We start from the raw sequence: 15,269 nt of genomic DNA on the forward strand, positions 1-15,269 counted from the left end.
GGGATTTAATGTTAATTTAAGTCAATTTACTTAGAAAATATTTTCAACTGCAACACTATTTATTAAGACCTGTGGATAGCGATATTGTTCGTTAAAATATCGCGAATGTTCTGTTAAATCCCTATCTGCCTCGCTTTCAACCCTTTTTAACCGGGAATGGCGCTGATTTACCGTCCTTTAAGCCTAATGACCTTTTAAAAATTACGCTGCAGTTTTGCCGTTGATTCTGTTATTTTTGTTTATATGACTATTGACGCTAAGATGGTAGACAATTTGGCCCACCTGGCCCGGTTGCGATTTGCAGAGGAGGAAAAGGAAGCCATCCGTACCGATCTGGAGAAAATGGTGGCTTTTGTAGAAAAGCTGCAGGCGGTGGATACTTCCGGCGTGGCACCCCTGCTCCATATCAGTGATGCCGCCAATGTTTTGCGGGAAGATGTGGTGCGCGGCTCAATCCCTCGCGAAGAAGCTTTGTTGAATTCGCCGGTGGCTGACCCGGAATTTTTTAAAGTACCCAAAGTGATCAAGAAATAAATCCGACACGATTACCAAAACCCTTTCTATGAGTGATGCGATCATCCGTTTAGAAGATATCCAGAAAAGTTATTTCATGGGTAACCAGGCCATCCCGGTACTGAAAGGGATCACACTGGATATTTTTAAAAATGAATACGTGGCGCTGATGGGCCCTTCGGGCAGTGGTAAAAGCACTTTGATGAATATCCTGGGCTGTCTGGATTCTCCAACTGGCGGCAGGTATATCCTCAATGGTAAAGACGTGAGTAAAATGCCGGATGATGACCTGGCCGAAGTCCGTAATACGGAGATCGGTTTCGTGTTCCAGCAATTCAACCTGCTCCCAAGGTTGACCGCTGCAGAGAATGTGGCACTGCCCCTGATCTATGCCGGTGTTCCGAAAAAGGAAAGATATGAACGTGCTATGGAAGCGTTGAAGAAAGTAGGATTGGAAGAAAGAAGTCACCATAAATCGAATGAACTCAGCGGTGGACAGATCCAGCGGGTTGCCATTGCCCGTGCGCTGGTGAACAATCCTTCGCTGTTGTTGGCCGATGAACCTACCGGTAACCTCGACTCCCGTACGTCGGTGGAAGTGATGGAGATCTTCGGTAAGATACAGGAAGCCGGTAATACCGTGGTGCTGGTAACACATGAAGAAGATATTGCACACTATGCCCACCGCGTGGTACGTTTGCGGGATGGACTGATCGAAAGCGATAAAGAACAGGCATTCACCGCCATACACCATTGACCGCCTTGGTTCGTTTTTGGTGGGTGACCGAACTTTTCCGATCTGATTTTGTTTCATAGCAGTTACTCAATTTTACGACAAGCATACATGGCACTTAAAATATATACCAAAACAGGCGACCTGGGCAAAACTTCTCTGATAGGTGGAACCAAAGTGCCTAAAAGTCATATCCGTATTGAGACCTACGGAACTGTGGATGAACTGAATTCATATATCGGACTGGTAAGCGACCATATCAGTGATAATCATTCCCGGATAACCCTCAAAGAAATACAGGACCGCCTCTTCACCATCGGCTCTTCTCTGGCCTGCGATCCGGACAAAGAGCCCCTCATGAAAATGCCCGATCTGAAGGAAACGGATATCACCCTCCTGGAAAAACAGATCGATGCGATGAATGAAGTGTTGCCGCCCATGAAATCCTTTTTACTTCCCGGTGGTCATGTAGCCGTATCTACCACACATGTGGCGCGTTGCGTTTGCCGGAGGGCGGAAAGATTGTGTGTGAACATGCAGGAGCATGAACTTTTTGTAGACCCACTCGTGATCAAATACCTGAATCGTTTGAGCGATTACTTATTCGTACTCTCCCGTTACATAGGTCACCTGCTTCAGGTGGCGGAAATCCCGTGGAAACCAAGAGTATCTTAATTTGAGAATTGGTGAATTTGAAAATTTGAAAAGTGCTTTTTAGAGAGGGTCATTAGCTAATTTCCCAATTGCCACATTTTCAAATTACCCTGAACTATTGCATGATTATTTATGCTTGCCAGCACTATACTGATCAGCTGTTGGAAACCGAAGTTGTATCAATTTGAGAATTGGTCAATTTGGAAATTTGAGAATGGCTTTTCAAAGAAGATTATTAGCCAATTTTCCAATTGCCACATTTTCAAATTAATTAATTCTCAAATTATTTTCCCGTCTTTCATATGCAATAGCCGGTCGCTCATCCCAGCGAGTTCTTCGTTGTGGGTTACGATCAGGAAAGTCTGTTTGAAATCGTTGCGGAGTTGTACAAATAATTCGTGCAGTTCCCTGGCGTGAATACTGTCGAGGTTGCCGGTGGGTTCATCGGCAAATACAATGGAAGGATGATTGATCAGGGCCCTGGCCACAGCCACCCGTTGCTGCTCACCCCCGGAAAGTTCCTGGGGTTTGTTCTCCATGCGGTCGGCCAGCCCTAAAGTTGTTAACAATGCTACCGCCCTTTCGGCCACTTCTTTCTTTTTCCGGCCCGCTATCCAGCCGGGGATGGAAACATTCTCCAGGGCGGTAAATTCAGGTAATAAATGGTGAAACTGGAATACGAAACCGATATGCCGGTTGCGGAAAGCAGCCAGTTTTTTGCCCTGTAAGAGGTCTACCCGTTGCCCGTCAAGCCAGATCTGGCCTTCATCTGCCCTGTCAAGCGTGCCCAATATGTGTAAAAGTGTACTTTTCCCGGCTCCAGATGAGCCTACAATACTGACAATCTCGCCGGTTTTTACCTCAATATCAACGCCTTTGAGCACTTGTAGACTGCCGTATCTTTTAGTGATATGTTCTGCTTTCAGCATCCGGAATAGGTCCTGTTTTAGCTACAAACCTACAACAGGGGGCGGGTTAACGGGCAATTTTTAAACATTTCTTTGCACAGGCTGAAAAACTCGCATTTGGTGGTTTCGTATATACGGCTACATTTGCAAAAAATTAAAAGGTAAAATATGTTCTGGACATTAGAATTGGCAAGTTACCTGGAAGAGGCTCCCTGGCCTGCAACCAAAGACGAACTGATTGACTATTCTATCCGTAGCGGAGCCCCGCTGGAAGTAGTGGAGAACCTGCAGGAACTGGACGACGAAGGGGAAGTATATGAGAGCATCGAAGACATCTGGCCGGATTATCCAAGCCAGGAAGATTTTATGTTCAATGAAGATGAGTATTGATCCCTATCCTGGCTATGCCGGGTAACTGATATGATGAAAAAGCCATCATGCTTTGCAGCGTGATGGCTTTTTTGTTGTCCGAGGCGAACGGGGTCACCTTCGATGATCAGTTTTGTTTAGGGAAACTGTATTTGAAATAAAGCAGAACCAGGGTCAGTAACAATACCACGGTATTGGCAACGATTACCGGTCCGCTGTGAATGGCAAAACCATAGATAAGCCAGACGATGGTACTGGTGACCACGATCAGTATCATCCAGATACTCAGATCGCCCACACTTTTCGACTGCCAGGATTTATATACCTGCGGGATGAAAGTGATCGCCGTAAGAAAAGATCCGAAATAACCGATATACTCAACCAGGTTGGCAGGGATTTCCAGTAGTGTAGGCATGGGTATGGTTTGCAGTAAAACGCTCTGCGTAAACTGACCTGTTGTGTCCATGCGGGACTGGACAGTCTACGCAGAGCGTAAAGGTATGATTAAGAAATTCCGAGTTTCTGCATGACTTCATTGCTCACGCCGGTGGTGGAGTAACCGCCATCGTGGAAGAGGTTCTGCATGGTAACCATCCTGGTCAGGTCGGAGAACAGGGTGATGCAATAGTTGGCGCAATCTTCAGCAGAAGCGTTACCCAGCGGGGCAATCGCATCGGCATAATCGTAAAAATCGCCAAAACCTTTGATACCGGTGCCGGCAGTGGTTTTGGTGGGTGATTGCGATACGGTGTTGATACGTACTTTTTTCTCCAGTCCGTAATGATACCCGAAACTGCGGGCAATGGATTCCAGCAGGGCTTTGATATCGGCCATATCGGTGTAGAACGGGTAAGTACGTTGGGCAGCGGCATAGGTAAGTGCCACTACGCTTCCCCATTCATTGATGGCGTCTAATTTCTTGGCTACGGCCAGCATCTTGTGTAATGACATGGCAGAAACATCGATACCCTTCATGAAGAAATCGTAGTTGGATTCTGTATATGGGATATTCTTACGGATGTTCACGCTCATGCCGATGGAGTGGAGCACGAAATCTATTTTGCCACCCAGTACCTCCTGGGATTTTGTAAATAAAGTGGTCAACTCTTCAACGCTGGTAGCATCAGCCGGAATAATCTCTGAACCGGTCTTTTCTGCCAGTTTCTTGATCTCGCCCATGCGCATAGCGATCGGGGCATTGGTCAATACAAAACTGGCACCTTCTTCGTGTGCTTTCTCTGCTACTTTCCAGGCAATGGAATTCTCATCCAAAGCACCGGTTATGATACCGCGTTTTCCTTTTAATAAGTTGTAAGCCATAGTCTTCGTTGGTTTAGAATGATTACGGGGTAAAAGTATACAATATCTGGAACAATTGGCCAATTGGCAGATGGATGAGCCATCAGGAATCCAAAACTGTCAAATCAGGAATCTGCTCAATTCATCATTTCACGGGCATTCTCCAGTGCTGCCGCTGTTGGTTTCTCGCCACTCAGCATGCGTGCAATGGCAGTGATCCGTTCGTCTTCATTGAGCATGCGGATATTGGTCTTGACCGCATCGTTCTTGATCTCTTTATATACAAAGAAATGCGCATTGGCCTTGCCGGCTATCTGCGGCTGGTGGGTGATGCAGATGATCTGTCTGCTGGCGGCCAGTCCCTGCATGATCATGCCAACCTGTTTGGCGGCTTCACCTGAGATACCGGTATCGATCTCGTCGAAGATCAGGGTAGGCAGGTCAATGGATTGCGCTACCAGCGATTTGATGCATAACATCAAACGGCTGAGTTCGCCACCACTGGCTACTTTGCGTATGGGTTCAAAACGGTTGCTCTTGTTGGCGTCGAATAAAAAGTCGATCTGGTCTTTTCCTGAAAGGGTCAATGCACTGTCTTTCATTTCCACTTTCATGCGGGCGTTGGGCATACCCACCTGTGCCAGGAGCTGATTCACTTTTTCTTCCAGCGGTTGACTTTGTTTGTGGCGGGCTTTGGAGAGCAGGTCTGCCAGTTCGTTAGCTTCGTTCAATAACTGACCGGTCTGTTTTTCTTTGGCCGCAAGGGCATCATCCATATCCAGCACGGCCTTCAGTTTCTCTGCCAGTTGGTTGCGTAGTTCTAACAGTTGGGCTGTTGTCTGTACATTGTGTTTTTTGGCCAGTTTATAGCCATCCATCAAACGCTGGTTGATCCATTCAATCCTCTTTTCATCGTAGTTTACCGAATCGTTGATGCGTTCCACTTCATCAGCAATATCCTGCAGTTCTATTTGTGAGCTTTGCAGGCGTTCTATCAGGTTCGGTAAGTTGGTATGATAGGAAGCGTAGCCCTGTAATTGGTTCAGCAGCTGTTTCAGTAACTGCACCACGGGTTGTTCACTTTCTTTCAGATCAAAATATACTTTTGATAAAGTGGTTTTAATACCTTCCGCATTAGAAAGCAACTTCAGCTCATTGTCCAGGTCTTCCAGTTCATTTTCCTTCAGATCAAGCTCGTTCAGCTCATCGAACAGGAATTGGTTATAATCGAGCTCTTTGGTAAAAGCCGCTTTTTGCTGTTGCAGCAGGTCCAGCTCCTTGCAGGCTGCCTGCCATTGACGGAAAAATTTCTGGTAACCCAACAGCGTATTTTCATTGCCCGACAGTGCATCCATTACCTCGCGTTGAAAATCAGCATCGCCCAGTTCCAGTGTGTCGAACTGCTGGTGTAGGTCAACCAGCAGAGATGCCAGCAGCTTTAACTGTTGCAGTGTGGCAGGGGTATCGTTAATGAACGCCCTTGATTTTCCATTGGAAGCGATCTCCCGCCGCAATACCAGCTCTTCTTCCACATCCAGGTCATTTTCCTCTAAAAAGCGGACCACCGATTTTTTATGGTTCACCGCAAAATAGCCTTCTATGAAACATTTCTTTTCGGTATTCACCAGTACGGAACTGTCGGCCCTTTCGCCCAGTATCAGGCTCAGTGCTCCCATCAGGATACTTTTACCCGCACCTGTCTCGCCGGTAATGATGTTCAGCTTCGATGAGAAATCGATTTCGATCTCATCGATGATGGCGTAATTCTGTATGATCAGTTTACGAAGCATGGTTGTGAATGGGCAATGATGAATTGTGAGTCGTCAGTGGGGAGTAGTAAGTGGTAAGTTTTGGGAACTTTTGCCTATTCACTACTGACGAGTCACGATTCACGACTGTGCCTGCAATTTAGGTTACTAAGCCTGTTTTGCAAAGGCCTGTCATGAATACCTGTTGAAAATACGGATTATTCCCCCTTACACCGGGCAATGCCTGATTTGGCTTTTTGGTCGAGCGAATCTTTGTATTCATGGTCATCCATGTCCAGGCATTTTTGGTAATAAGTGATGGCGAGCGCTTTCTGTCCTCTTTTTTCATAGATCTGACCTATCTGCAGGGCGGAACGTGCAGCAAAGTATTCCTGCCGGTGTTCACCCAGCCGTATCGCGATCAGGTAATTGCGGATAGCATCATCCTCACGATGCAGGTCGTCATAGATACGCGCTACACGGTAGGCAAATTCCAGCTTCTCTTCTTCCAGGTCAAAATCATCTTCTGTTTTTCCCTGCAGCAGGGCCGCTGCATCAATGGCATATCCGCCATCGCTTAATAACCTGGCTCTTAGCAGGAGTTTATTGGGCCATTTACCCGACTTGGCATCTTTTAATGCCTGCTTATCGGCATCTGCATCCGTACCTCCTCTTTTCAGGATGTTTTTCCTCACTTCTTCTGCTTTGGCCTGGTTACCCTGCAGGTAATAACACCAGCTCAGTTTCTGGTAAGCATCCCTTACATAGAACTTACCTTTAAAAACGGCCAGGAAATTTTCCAGGTGCCGGGCGGCTTCCTGGGTCTCCAGGTGGTATATTTTGGTGAAGCCCAATTCAAAATCCCAGATACCGGTTTTCAGGTATTCGTCTGATCTGTTCCGGTTCAGTATCACATTCTTTGCATATTCCGACTGCTTGTTGTTGATAGCCAGGTTGGCGGCCATGTATGCGTGCAGATGATTATTGACCAGATCCAATTTGCGTTGCTGGGTAAATACAAGAGCTTCTTCTTTTTTGTTCTCCAGGTAGAAGAGGAGATAGGGATACATGAAAGCCGCTTCATTAAAGAATGTTTTGGCCCAGGTATCGTTGCTGTTGATAAAACCCCGCACGATGCGCATGCCTTCTGTTAGGGAACCCCGCATACCAAACAGGCTGGCGATCCATTTATATCCCTTAGGTATGGTGCCCACTACTGCCTGTAATGATCCGTATAAAAGTTCGTTGGGAACAAAATGGGGGAACTGTTTCCTGTTTTCCTTGATGAGTTGGTAAGATTTACGAAAATCCCAGCCTGCATCCCAGAATTTACCAAACTTAATGGCGGTCCCGGCTCTGTGCAGTTTGCTTATGCTCAAACAGTACTGATAAAATGGTGAGTTCCTGGGCCCTTCCTGTAATAGGGCATAGCGTTCTGCAAAATGCGGATAACGCAGGTCAAATTCTTTAGGGTCTTCGTTCAGGAATAGTACATAAAAGTCCGCATAACTCTCCAGCAGGAGGGGGATGAGGTTGTCGGGATTCTGTTGCCTGGCTTTTTCTGCCAGTGCCAGTCCGCTGCTGATCTTCAGTTTGGTGATCTCCTGGTAAGCCTGTAAACAGGTGCTGTTGAAATCGTATACTTTCTCTGCACTGCACAGTGAGCTGTACCCAAGGCAGAAAATAAACATGATCAGCCATTTACCCATACCCCGAAAATAAGACAACTATGATATACCGGCTTGTTAATATAATGAAGCCTCACCTGTATCTACATAAAGAAAGGCTGCCATCGGCAGCCTTTCCAACTATCATAAAATCATACTTCAATCTGCGTAATCAGCGATATTACTTGGCTTCCACGCTATCGTTCAGATCTGCATCAACCAGGATACGTCCGCAGTTCTCGCAAACGATGATCTTTTTGTGCAGGCGAATCTCGCTCTGGCGCTGTGGCGGGATAGAGTTGAAGCAACCACCGCAGGCATCACGCTCAACCGGTACAACGGCCAGGCCATTGCGGTAGCTTTTGCGGATACGATCGTAGCTGTACAGTAAACGCTCGTCAATATGGCCGCGGGCTTCTGTGCTCAGTTTGTTGAAAGCGGTCTCTTCTTTTTCTGTATCGGTGATGATCTTCTGTAATTCGCCTTTTTTGTGGTTCAGCACGCCTTCTTTAACGGCTACCTGCTTTTTAGCAGCTTCCAGGTTCTTTACTTTCTCGGCCAGTTCTTCGTTGGCATCGCGGATATGTTTCTCAGACAGCTTAATCTCCAGCTGCTGCATCTCGATTTCTTTGTTGATGGCTTCAAACTCACGGTTATTCTTTACGTTCTCGCTCTGCTTCTCGTATTTGGCAATCAGGGCTTCGCTTTCCTTGATGGCGTTCTTCTTTCCATCAATGAACTCTGTAATACCGTTGATCTCTTCCTCGATACGGGTCTGGCGGGCGGTCAAACCCTGGATCTCATCTTCCAGGTCGCTAACTTCCATCGGAAGTTCACCTTTCAGGATCTGGATCTCATCCAGTTTGCTGTCAATCTTCTGTAATCGTAACAGGGTTACCAGCTTTTCTTCAACAGAGAAATCTTTAACTGCGGCCATAACTAGTTTATTGTTTGTGGTTTGTTGTTTGTGGTGATGGTCCGGGCCTGGTGCTTCTGGCATCGCCGGTTGTGTCACTCACTTCAGGGTTCCGAACCTTCCTCAGCCCAGAAAGTAGTGAACCGGATTGGTTTTTACGCCTGATTTGAGGACGGCAAAGGTAGGGAATTTCGCCTGTAAAATCTCAACCAAAAGCTCGGCGGTAAATTGTTCGCTCTCCCAGTGACCGATATCGGCCAGCAGTATCCGATCATTGGCGTCAAAAAACTCGTGGTATTTGATGTCGGATGTCACATATACGTCTGCACCGGCAGCCAGTGCTTTTCCGCTTAAAAAACTGCCCGAACCGCCGCAAACGGCCACTTTTTTGATCATTTTACCCAATAATGGGGTATGTTTTACCAATTTCAGCTCAAAAGAGGTCTTCAGCATATGCAGAAAACCGGTTTCGTCCAAGGCCTCAGGCAATTCTCCCAGCAATCCACTCCCAACTAGTTGATTATCATTTGATAAGCTGACCAGGTCATAGGCAACTTCCTCATAAGGATGGGCATCCCACAGGGCTTTTACAATGGATTGCTGCAGGTAGGCTGGCAGTATCACTTCTATCTTCACCTCCTTTTCCTCATGTCGTTTGCCGGGTTCACCCGCAAAAGGATGGGTGTTTGCAGATCCCTTGAATGTACCGGTACCCTCGCCGTTAAAGCTGGTTTCACTGTATTCGCCAATATGTCCGGCCCCGGCGGCAAAAAGTGCCTCCCGCACCTGGTTGGCCTGGGCATGGGGCACAAAAGTGTATAGTTTCATGAGCTGGCCGGCCTTCGGCGACAGGATCCGGCGGTTGATCAACCCCAGTCGGTCGGCTATCCGGTCATTCACTCCGTCCAGCACATTATCCAGGTTGGTATGGATGGCATAAATGGCGATATCGTTCTTGATGGCGGTTATCACGGTCTTCTCCACGTAATTCTTTCCGTTCAGTTTTTTCAGTCCGCCAAAGATGATCGGATGGTGCGCCACCACCAGGTTGCAACCCCGCTCCCGGGCTTCCAGGATCACGGCTTCTGTTGCATCCAGTGTACATAACACGCCTTTACATTCCCAATCGGAACTTCCGGTAAGCAAACCGGCATTGTCATAACTCTCCTGCAGGGAAAGGGGAGCTTTTTTTTCCAGTTCGCGGATGATATCGATGATTTGCATGGGAGGGGATTATGGGGTTAAAAAGGGTAAAGTAGTTAAAAGGGTTAAACAGGGTTAAAGTGGTTAAAGTGGTTAAAGTGGTTAAAGTGGTTAAAGTGGTTGAAAAGGGGAGTGGTAAAAATAGAAGAAAAGCTTAAACAGAGATCGGGAAACTTGTTTTGCAGCCTATCTTTGAGCCTATGGCGGCGGGCAATTTCCTTTTTTACAATGGCCGGATAAGCAAAGCGGGTAAACCCCTGATCTCCCCGGATAACCGTTCGTTCCGGTATGGGGATGGTTTTTTTGAAACGCTGAAACTGCTGAATGGGAAAATCATACTGGCCGACCATCATTTCGAAAGATTGTTCGCCTCACTGGACCTCCTGCATTTTCAGAAGCCCACTTATTTTACTCCGGAATACCTGTACGAGCATATCAGCCTGCTGGCCAAAAAGAATTACCACCATAAAATGGCGAGGGTTCGTATCACTATTTTCCGTGGCGATGGCGGGTTATACGATGTGGAGAACCATTTTCCACATCACCTCATACAAACCTGGCAATTGAACCCCGCCAACAACCACCTGAACGAAAACGGGCTTGTGATCGGTATCTACCCGGATGCTAAAAAGGTTTGTGACCTTTTCTCCCCTGTAAAGAGTAACAATTACCTGGGGTATGCCATGGGCGCTTTATGGGCCAAACAGCAAAAATATAATGATGTGATCCTGCTGAACCCTTACGGACGGGTGGCAGATGCCACCATCGCCAATGTTTTTGTGGTTAAGGACGGGATGGTAAAGACCCCGGCATTGACAGAAGGCCCCATCAATGGCATCATGCGCCGCTACCTGCTTGAAATGATGCGTAAAGAAAATATACCCGTTGAAGAAGGTATGCTGACCCTGGAAGAGCTGGAACAGGCATCTGAATTGTTCCTCACCAACTCCATTTATGGCATCCGCTGGGTAAGGCAGTTGGGCAAGAGCGGTTATACCCACCAGCTGGCCTCCCATCTATACAAGACTTTCATTCTTCCGTTACAGGCCGAAAAGTTGGCCGTGACCCATAAACAACCTGTTGGCCAATAAACCTTTTCTTCCCAGACTTGTTTCATAGCCGTATGAAACCCCAAGTGAACATCATGTGGTTCAGGCGCGACCTCCGTTTAACGGATAATGCGGCCCTGTATCATGCCCTGCAACAGGGACTGCCAATTGTGCCCGTCTTTATTTTCGACAGGAATATCCTTGATCAGCTGGAGGAGAAGGCGGACAGGCGCGTAGAATTCATACATGCGGCTCTCACGGAAATGCAGCAACAACTGGTGCAACTGGGTAGCAGTCTGGAAGTGTATCATGGTTTTCCGGAACAGGTATTTGCGATGCTGATGGAGAAATACCAGGTATCGACCGTGTTTGCCAATCACGACTATGAACCCTATGCCCTTGAACGGGAAGCATTGATCACTGCGTTGCTTGCATCGAAGCATGTTTCCTTACATACATACAAAGACCAGGTGATATTTGAAAAGGATGAAGTGGTGAAAGACGATGGCAAACCTTATACAGTATTCACCCCTTATTCGAACAAATGGAAGTCAAAGCTAAAAGATGCTGACCTGGTTGCTTATCCTGCCGAAAAATATTTCAGTCATTTTTACCGGCAGCCTGCTTTACCGATACCTGCGCTGGAAAACATAGGTTTCAGCAAAGCTGGTCAGCCTTTCCCTCCAGGTCAATTGGCGGATGAAGTGATCAGGCATTATTCCGAGCGAAGAAATTTTCCGGCATTGGAGAACGGTACATCCAAAATGGGGGTACACCTGCGTTTTGGCACCGTCAGTATCCGGGAACTGGCCCGTCGCGCCAAAGCCCTCAATGAGACCTACCTGAACGAATTAATCTGGCGTGATTTCTACCATATGATCCTCTGGCATTTTCCACAGGTGGGCAGGGGTAAAAGTTTTAAACCTGCTTATGAAATGATCGAGTGGCGGAATAATGAAGAGGAATTTCAGAAATGGTGCGAAGGCAAAACAGGATACCCAATTGTAGATGCGGGTATGCGCGAACTGAATGCCACCGGATTCATGCATAACCGGGTTCGTATGATTGTGGCTTCCTTTCTGGTGAAACACCTGCTGATCGACTGGCGTTGGGGAGAAGCTTATTTTGCACAGAAACTACTTGATTTTGACCTGGCGGCCAATAATGGCGGGTGGCAATGGGCCAGCAGTAGTGGCTGTGATGCCGCTCCGTACTTCAGGGTGTTCAACCCCAGCCTGCAGATGGAGAAATTCGATAAGGATCTGAAGTATGTCAAGAAATGGGTGCCTGAGTTTCAGGAACTGACCTATCCCAGACCGATTGTCCAGCATGAACTGGCGCGCAAGCGCGTGTTGAAAGCTTACGCGAAGGCTTTGAAGCCATAATGTTTTATGCAACAAAAATGCCCGAAGCATCTATGGTGGGGCTGTTGTTGATCTTTTGATATACGGCTAGTAGTGTGTTCACTGCTTTTTTTCCCTCATCGCCGAGGTTCAATGAATACTGGTTCACATAAAGATCAATATGCTGGCGCATTACCTGCTCGCTCATTTCCTGTGAATGCTGTCGAACGTAGTCGGGCAGCTGCGGGTAGTTGGCAAAAGCATATTCGAGACTTTTACGGATCAGTCTGTCGATGCTGTGCTGTAGCGCAGCATCCATATCTTTCCTGATGATGATGCCGCCCAGTGGTATCGGCACTTTTACAGTTCCTTCCCAATACTCGCCTAGGTCGCGGATCTTACTGAGGCCTTTGTCCTGGTAGGTGAAACGGTTCTCATGGATGATGACACCTGCATCCACCCGTCCGCTCAGCACCGCTTCTTCAATCTCATGAAATACCAGGAATTGTTTGTTCCTGGCATCCGGGTAGGCCAGTGAGAACAGCATATGTGCCGTTGTGTTCTCTCCGGGTATGGCGATCAGCATATCTTTTACGGCTTTCTTCGTTTCGCCTTTAGAGATCAATAAAGGCCCAACGCCCATACCCAGGGCACCACCACTGTTCAACACTTTGTATTCATTCAGCACCAGCGGCAAAACGCCGTAGCTGATCTTGGAAATATCCAGCCTGCCTGCCCTGGCCCATTCGTTCAGGGTTTGCACATCTTCCAGTACCACATCGAAAGAAATGCCTTCCGTATCGATTTTACCGTTCACCAGCGCGTCGAAGATGAATGTGTCATTGGGGCAGGGGGAGAAAGCGAGGGTCATTTGTTTAATGAGTGAATGAGTGAATGAGTGAATGATAGAATGATTGGGGTTATTTGAGTTTGTAGAGTTTGTCGATGTATTTGATCAGGGTTTGGTTGAGATTTTCGATGGCATTTTTGAGGGCCCAGTTGGCTTTGTTTCGTTCACCGATATAATTTGAGATGGCGCGGATCTGAAGGAATGGTACCTGTGCTTCACGGCATACATAGTGTAATGCGGCGCCTTCCATGCTTTCGATAACCGGGTTATATTTTTTAACGAGCTGTTTGATTCTTTCCGGATCAGTACTAATCTCGTTAATGGTAATGGCACTTACTTCTGGCAATTTGAGCAGGTTGTACGCAGAGAGCCAGGGGTTGGGCAGTTTTCTTTTTTCAAAAGGGTGATAACTGCTTTTCTCCAGTTTGAGGTCAAAAATATCTTTCCACTTGCCATCTTCCTGTACGCCCATATCAGCAAGGGATTCTTCTGAAATGACCACCACTTTCCCCAATGGCAGGCTGCTATCGAAACTGCCGGCAATGCCTGCCTGTATAACCAGGTCGGGCTTGTCTTCCAGCACCATTCTGGTCAGTGAAACAGCAGATGCCAGCATGCCCACGCCACTCTGATGAAATTGCACTTTTAAGCGTTGACTTTCACCGGCATACAAGGGGTCCAATGACAGAAAGCCCGGCATCCATTCGGCAACAGTAGCGGCAGTGATCATTACTCGCATGGGGTAAAGGTAGGCAATTGTGAATTGTCAATTGTGAGTGGTCAGTGGTGAGTAGTGAGAAGTGAGTAGGAGGTAAATTTGCCCCCCACTCACTACTCACCACTGACCACTCACGATTCCCCCTCATTTCTTACCTTTGCCGAAATTTTTGAGGCGAATGGTGTATTTAACCAGACAGGAACATTTTAATGCAGCACATAAGCTCTTCAATCCCGGGTGGAGCAAGGAGCAGAATGAGGCTGTTTTCGGGGTTTGTGCCAATGAGAACTGGCATGGGCATAATTATGACCTTTTTGTGACAATAAAGGGAGAACCCCATCCTGATACCGGTTTTTTATACGATGTGAAGCAACTGAGCAAGCTGATCAAAACGTATGTAATAGACAAACTGGATCATAAAAACCTGAACCTGGATGTGGATTTCATGAAAGACAAGATGTGTAGTACGGAGAACCTGGCCATCGCCATCTGGCAGCAGCTGATACCCCATCTGCCGGCCGAGGTGAAACTGCATTGCATCAAATTATACGAGACGCATCGGATCTACGTAGAGTATTTTGGAGAATAATTTTCCGGTTTGCAAACAAATTAAAGGGTATACGGGTTATTAGTATCCTGTGTAACTTTAAAGGAGATGATCGGAATAGATATTCAAGCTCAGTCATTGATTTCCTGGCCCCTTTGATGTCCGGCCACTTGATCAGCACACTTCTGAAACAGTGCCGGCAGTCAATGACAGAATCACTTGAAAATTGTTTCACATAAAGTTCAGCGGTATTGTGCTGCCCAAGTGTGCGACGCAACCGGTGTGGAGGTATGCACAGGAGCTGGACAATGAATTATGATTTCATGGCAAACAAAGTAGCGGTTTACCGGAAAGAACATTTTAATGCGGCTCACAGGCTGTTCAATCCTTTGTGGACAGAAGCCGAAAATGACCGTGTGTTTGGGTTGTGTAACAATCCCAATTACCATGGGCATAATTATGACCTGGTGGTAAAAGTGGCGGGAGAACCCGATCCGCAAACGGGTTATGTGATTGACCTGAAACTGCTGAGCGACCTGGTTCGGGAGGAAGTGATGGCCCGTTTTGATCACAAGAACCTGAACCTGGATACCGTAGAGTTCGCCAACCTGAACCCTACTGCTGAAAACATTGCCATCGTGATTTATGGTTTGCTGCGCCCGAAGATCGATGCGAAGCTGGAGCTGCAGATCCGTTTGTATGAGACTGAAAGAAATTTTGTAGAATATCCTGCATAATTCACCAACACAAAA

General features: G+C 47.0%; 17 protein-coding genes. 8 read left to right on the forward strand and 9 right to left on the reverse strand.

Annotated features, from left to right (window positions below):
- The first annotated feature begins 243 nt into the window (after nt 1–243).
- From gatC to ACH3Y6_RS14205, 3 genes are all read left to right on the forward strand, one after another.
- A complete protein-coding gene (gene gatC, locus ACH3Y6_RS14195) occupies nt 244–534 on the forward strand; it encodes an Asp-tRNA(Asn)/Glu-tRNA(Gln) amidotransferase subunit GatC (protein WP_490836285.1) in 291 nt (96 codons plus the stop codon).
- Between the two features lie 28 nt (nt 535–562).
- A complete protein-coding gene (locus ACH3Y6_RS14200) occupies nt 563–1,270 on the forward strand; it encodes an ABC transporter ATP-binding protein (RefSeq protein WP_490836286.1) in 708 nt (235 codons plus the stop codon).
- A gap of 87 nt (nt 1,271–1,357) precedes the next feature.
- A complete protein-coding gene (locus tag ACH3Y6_RS14205; protein WP_490836287.1) occupies nt 1,358–1,921 on the forward strand; it encodes a cob(I)yrinic acid a,c-diamide adenosyltransferase in 564 nt (187 codons plus the stop codon).
- 257 nt (nt 1,922–2,178) lie between these two features.
- On the opposite strand, the gene ACH3Y6_RS14210 is transcribed toward ACH3Y6_RS14205, so the two are convergent.
- Nucleotides 2,179–2,829, reverse strand: a complete 651-nt coding sequence (locus tag ACH3Y6_RS14210; protein ID WP_490836288.1) for an ABC transporter ATP-binding protein — start codon at nt 2,827–2,829, stop codon at nt 2,179–2,181.
- A 147-nt stretch (nt 2,830–2,976) separates the two neighbouring features.
- Here ACH3Y6_RS14210 and ACH3Y6_RS14215 point away from each other — a divergent pair, with 147 nt between their 5' ends.
- On the forward strand, nt 2,977–3,198 hold the full coding sequence (locus ACH3Y6_RS14215; RefSeq protein WP_490836289.1) for a DUF2795 domain-containing protein: 222 nt from the start codon (nt 2,977–2,979) through the stop codon (nt 3,196–3,198).
- A gap of 106 nt (nt 3,199–3,304) precedes the next feature.
- On the opposite strand, the gene ACH3Y6_RS14220 is transcribed toward ACH3Y6_RS14215, so the two are convergent.
- From ACH3Y6_RS14220 to ACH3Y6_RS14245, 6 genes are all read right to left on the reverse strand, one after another.
- On the reverse strand, nt 3,305–3,592 hold the full coding sequence (locus ACH3Y6_RS14220) for a SemiSWEET family sugar transporter (protein WP_490836290.1): 288 nt from the start codon (nt 3,590–3,592) through the stop codon (nt 3,305–3,307).
- 89 nt (nt 3,593–3,681) lie between these two features.
- Entirely contained in the window at nt 3,682–4,497 is an 816-nt protein-coding gene (locus ACH3Y6_RS14225) for an enoyl-ACP reductase FabI (RefSeq protein ID WP_490836291.1), read from the reverse strand.
- Nucleotides 4,498–4,613: 116 nt separating this feature from the next.
- Nucleotides 4,614–6,266, reverse strand: a complete 1,653-nt coding sequence (gene recN, locus ACH3Y6_RS14230) for a DNA repair protein RecN (RefSeq protein ID WP_490836292.1) — start codon at nt 6,264–6,266, stop codon at nt 4,614–4,616.
- 176 nt (nt 6,267–6,442) lie between these two features.
- Nucleotides 6,443–7,915 (reverse strand): tetratricopeptide repeat protein, encoded by a 1,473-nt coding sequence (locus ACH3Y6_RS14235; RefSeq protein ID WP_490836293.1) that lies wholly within the window; start codon nt 7,913–7,915, stop codon nt 6,443–6,445.
- A 157-nt stretch (nt 7,916–8,072) separates the two neighbouring features.
- On the reverse strand, nt 8,073–8,828 hold the full coding sequence (locus ACH3Y6_RS14240; RefSeq protein WP_490836294.1) for a zinc ribbon domain-containing protein: 756 nt from the start codon (nt 8,826–8,828) through the stop codon (nt 8,073–8,075).
- A 102-nt stretch (nt 8,829–8,930) separates the two neighbouring features.
- Nucleotides 8,931–10,031, reverse strand: coding sequence for a Nif3-like dinuclear metal center hexameric protein (locus ACH3Y6_RS14245; RefSeq protein WP_490836295.1), 1,101 nt, complete (start codon nt 10,029–10,031; stop codon nt 8,931–8,933).
- A 179-nt stretch (nt 10,032–10,210) separates the two neighbouring features.
- On the opposite strand from ACH3Y6_RS14245, the gene ACH3Y6_RS14250 reads away from it, so the two are divergent.
- Together ACH3Y6_RS14250 and ACH3Y6_RS14255 are read left to right on the forward strand one after the other, a co-directional pair.
- Nucleotides 10,211–11,101, forward strand: a complete 891-nt coding sequence (locus ACH3Y6_RS14250) for an aminotransferase class IV (protein WP_490836296.1) — start codon at nt 10,211–10,213, stop codon at nt 11,099–11,101.
- A gap of 32 nt (nt 11,102–11,133) precedes the next feature.
- Entirely contained in the window at nt 11,134–12,444 is a 1,311-nt protein-coding gene (locus tag ACH3Y6_RS14255; RefSeq protein WP_490836297.1) for a cryptochrome/photolyase family protein, read from the forward strand.
- A 4-nt stretch (nt 12,445–12,448) separates the two neighbouring features.
- Here the strand turns inward: ACH3Y6_RS14255 and ACH3Y6_RS14260 are convergent, their stop codons facing one another.
- Nucleotides 12,449–13,273 (reverse strand): 1,4-dihydroxy-6-naphtoate synthase, encoded by an 825-nt coding sequence (locus ACH3Y6_RS14260; protein ID WP_490836298.1) that lies wholly within the window; start codon nt 13,271–13,273, stop codon nt 12,449–12,451.
- 49 nt (nt 13,274–13,322) lie between these two features.
- Entirely contained in the window at nt 13,323–13,991 is a 669-nt protein-coding gene (mqnB, locus tag ACH3Y6_RS14265) for a futalosine hydrolase (protein ID WP_490836299.1), read from the reverse strand.
- 157 nt (nt 13,992–14,148) lie between these two features.
- Here mqnB and ACH3Y6_RS14270 point away from each other — a divergent pair, with 157 nt between their 5' ends.
- Both ACH3Y6_RS14270 and ACH3Y6_RS14275 read left to right on the forward strand, forming a co-directional pair.
- Nucleotides 14,149–14,559, forward strand: a complete 411-nt coding sequence (locus tag ACH3Y6_RS14270) for a 6-pyruvoyl trahydropterin synthase family protein (RefSeq protein WP_490836300.1) — start codon at nt 14,149–14,151, stop codon at nt 14,557–14,559.
- Nucleotides 14,560–14,840: 281 nt separating this feature from the next.
- Nucleotides 14,841–15,254 (forward strand): 6-pyruvoyl trahydropterin synthase family protein, encoded by a 414-nt coding sequence (locus ACH3Y6_RS14275; protein WP_490836301.1) that lies wholly within the window; start codon nt 14,841–14,843, stop codon nt 15,252–15,254.
- The last annotated feature ends 15 nt before the right edge of the window (nt 15,255–15,269 follow it).

The sequence above is a fragment of the Sediminibacterium sp. FW305-C-269 genome, from assembly GCF_058231045.1.

Excerpts from the sequence above, each read along its gene's own strand:
- gatC (WP_490836285.1), top strand. The coding sequence starts at position 244 with ATGACTATTGACGCTAAGATGGTAGACAATTTGGCCCACCTGGCCCGG.
- ACH3Y6_RS14215 (WP_490836289.1), top strand. The coding sequence starts at position 2,977 with ATGTTCTGGACATTAGAATTGGCAAGTTACCTGGAAGAGGCTCCCTGG.
- ACH3Y6_RS14245 (WP_490836295.1), bottom strand. The coding sequence starts at position 10,031 with ATGCAAATCATCGATATCATCCGCGAACTGGAAAAAAAAGCTCCCCTT.
- ACH3Y6_RS14210 (WP_490836288.1), bottom strand. The coding sequence starts at position 2,829 with ATGCTGAAAGCAGAACATATCACTAAAAGATACGGCAGTCTACAAGTG.
- ACH3Y6_RS14200 (WP_490836286.1), top strand. The coding sequence starts at position 563 with ATGAGTGATGCGATCATCCGTTTAGAAGATATCCAGAAAAGTTATTTC.
- ACH3Y6_RS14275 (WP_490836301.1), top strand. The coding sequence starts at position 14,841 with ATGGCAAACAAAGTAGCGGTTTACCGGAAAGAACATTTTAATGCGGCT.
- ACH3Y6_RS14240 (WP_490836294.1), bottom strand. The coding sequence starts at position 8,828 with ATGGCCGCAGTTAAAGATTTCTCTGTTGAAGAAAAGCTGGTAACCCTG.
- recN (WP_490836292.1), bottom strand. The coding sequence starts at position 6,266 with ATGCTTCGTAAACTGATCATACAGAATTACGCCATCATCGATGAGATC.
- mqnB (WP_490836299.1), bottom strand. The coding sequence starts at position 13,991 with ATGCGAGTAATGATCACTGCCGCTACTGTTGCCGAATGGATGCCGGGC.
- ACH3Y6_RS14235 (WP_490836293.1), bottom strand. The coding sequence starts at position 7,915 with ATGTTTATTTTCTGCCTTGGGTACAGCTCACTGTGCAGTGCAGAGAAA.
- ACH3Y6_RS14260 (WP_490836298.1), bottom strand. The coding sequence starts at position 13,273 with ATGACCCTCGCTTTCTCCCCCTGCCCCAATGACACATTCATCTTCGAC.
- ACH3Y6_RS14255 (WP_490836297.1), top strand. The coding sequence starts at position 11,134 with ATGAAACCCCAAGTGAACATCATGTGGTTCAGGCGCGACCTCCGTTTA.
- ACH3Y6_RS14205 (WP_490836287.1), top strand. The coding sequence starts at position 1,358 with ATGGCACTTAAAATATATACCAAAACAGGCGACCTGGGCAAAACTTCT.
- ACH3Y6_RS14250 (WP_490836296.1), top strand. The coding sequence starts at position 10,211 with ATGGCGGCGGGCAATTTCCTTTTTTACAATGGCCGGATAAGCAAAGCG.
- ACH3Y6_RS14220 (WP_490836290.1), bottom strand. The coding sequence starts at position 3,592 with ATGCCTACACTACTGGAAATCCCTGCCAACCTGGTTGAGTATATCGGT.
- ACH3Y6_RS14270 (WP_490836300.1), top strand. The coding sequence starts at position 14,149 with ATGGTGTATTTAACCAGACAGGAACATTTTAATGCAGCACATAAGCTC.
- ACH3Y6_RS14225 (WP_490836291.1), bottom strand. The coding sequence starts at position 4,497 with ATGGCTTACAACTTATTAAAAGGAAAACGCGGTATCATAACCGGTGCT.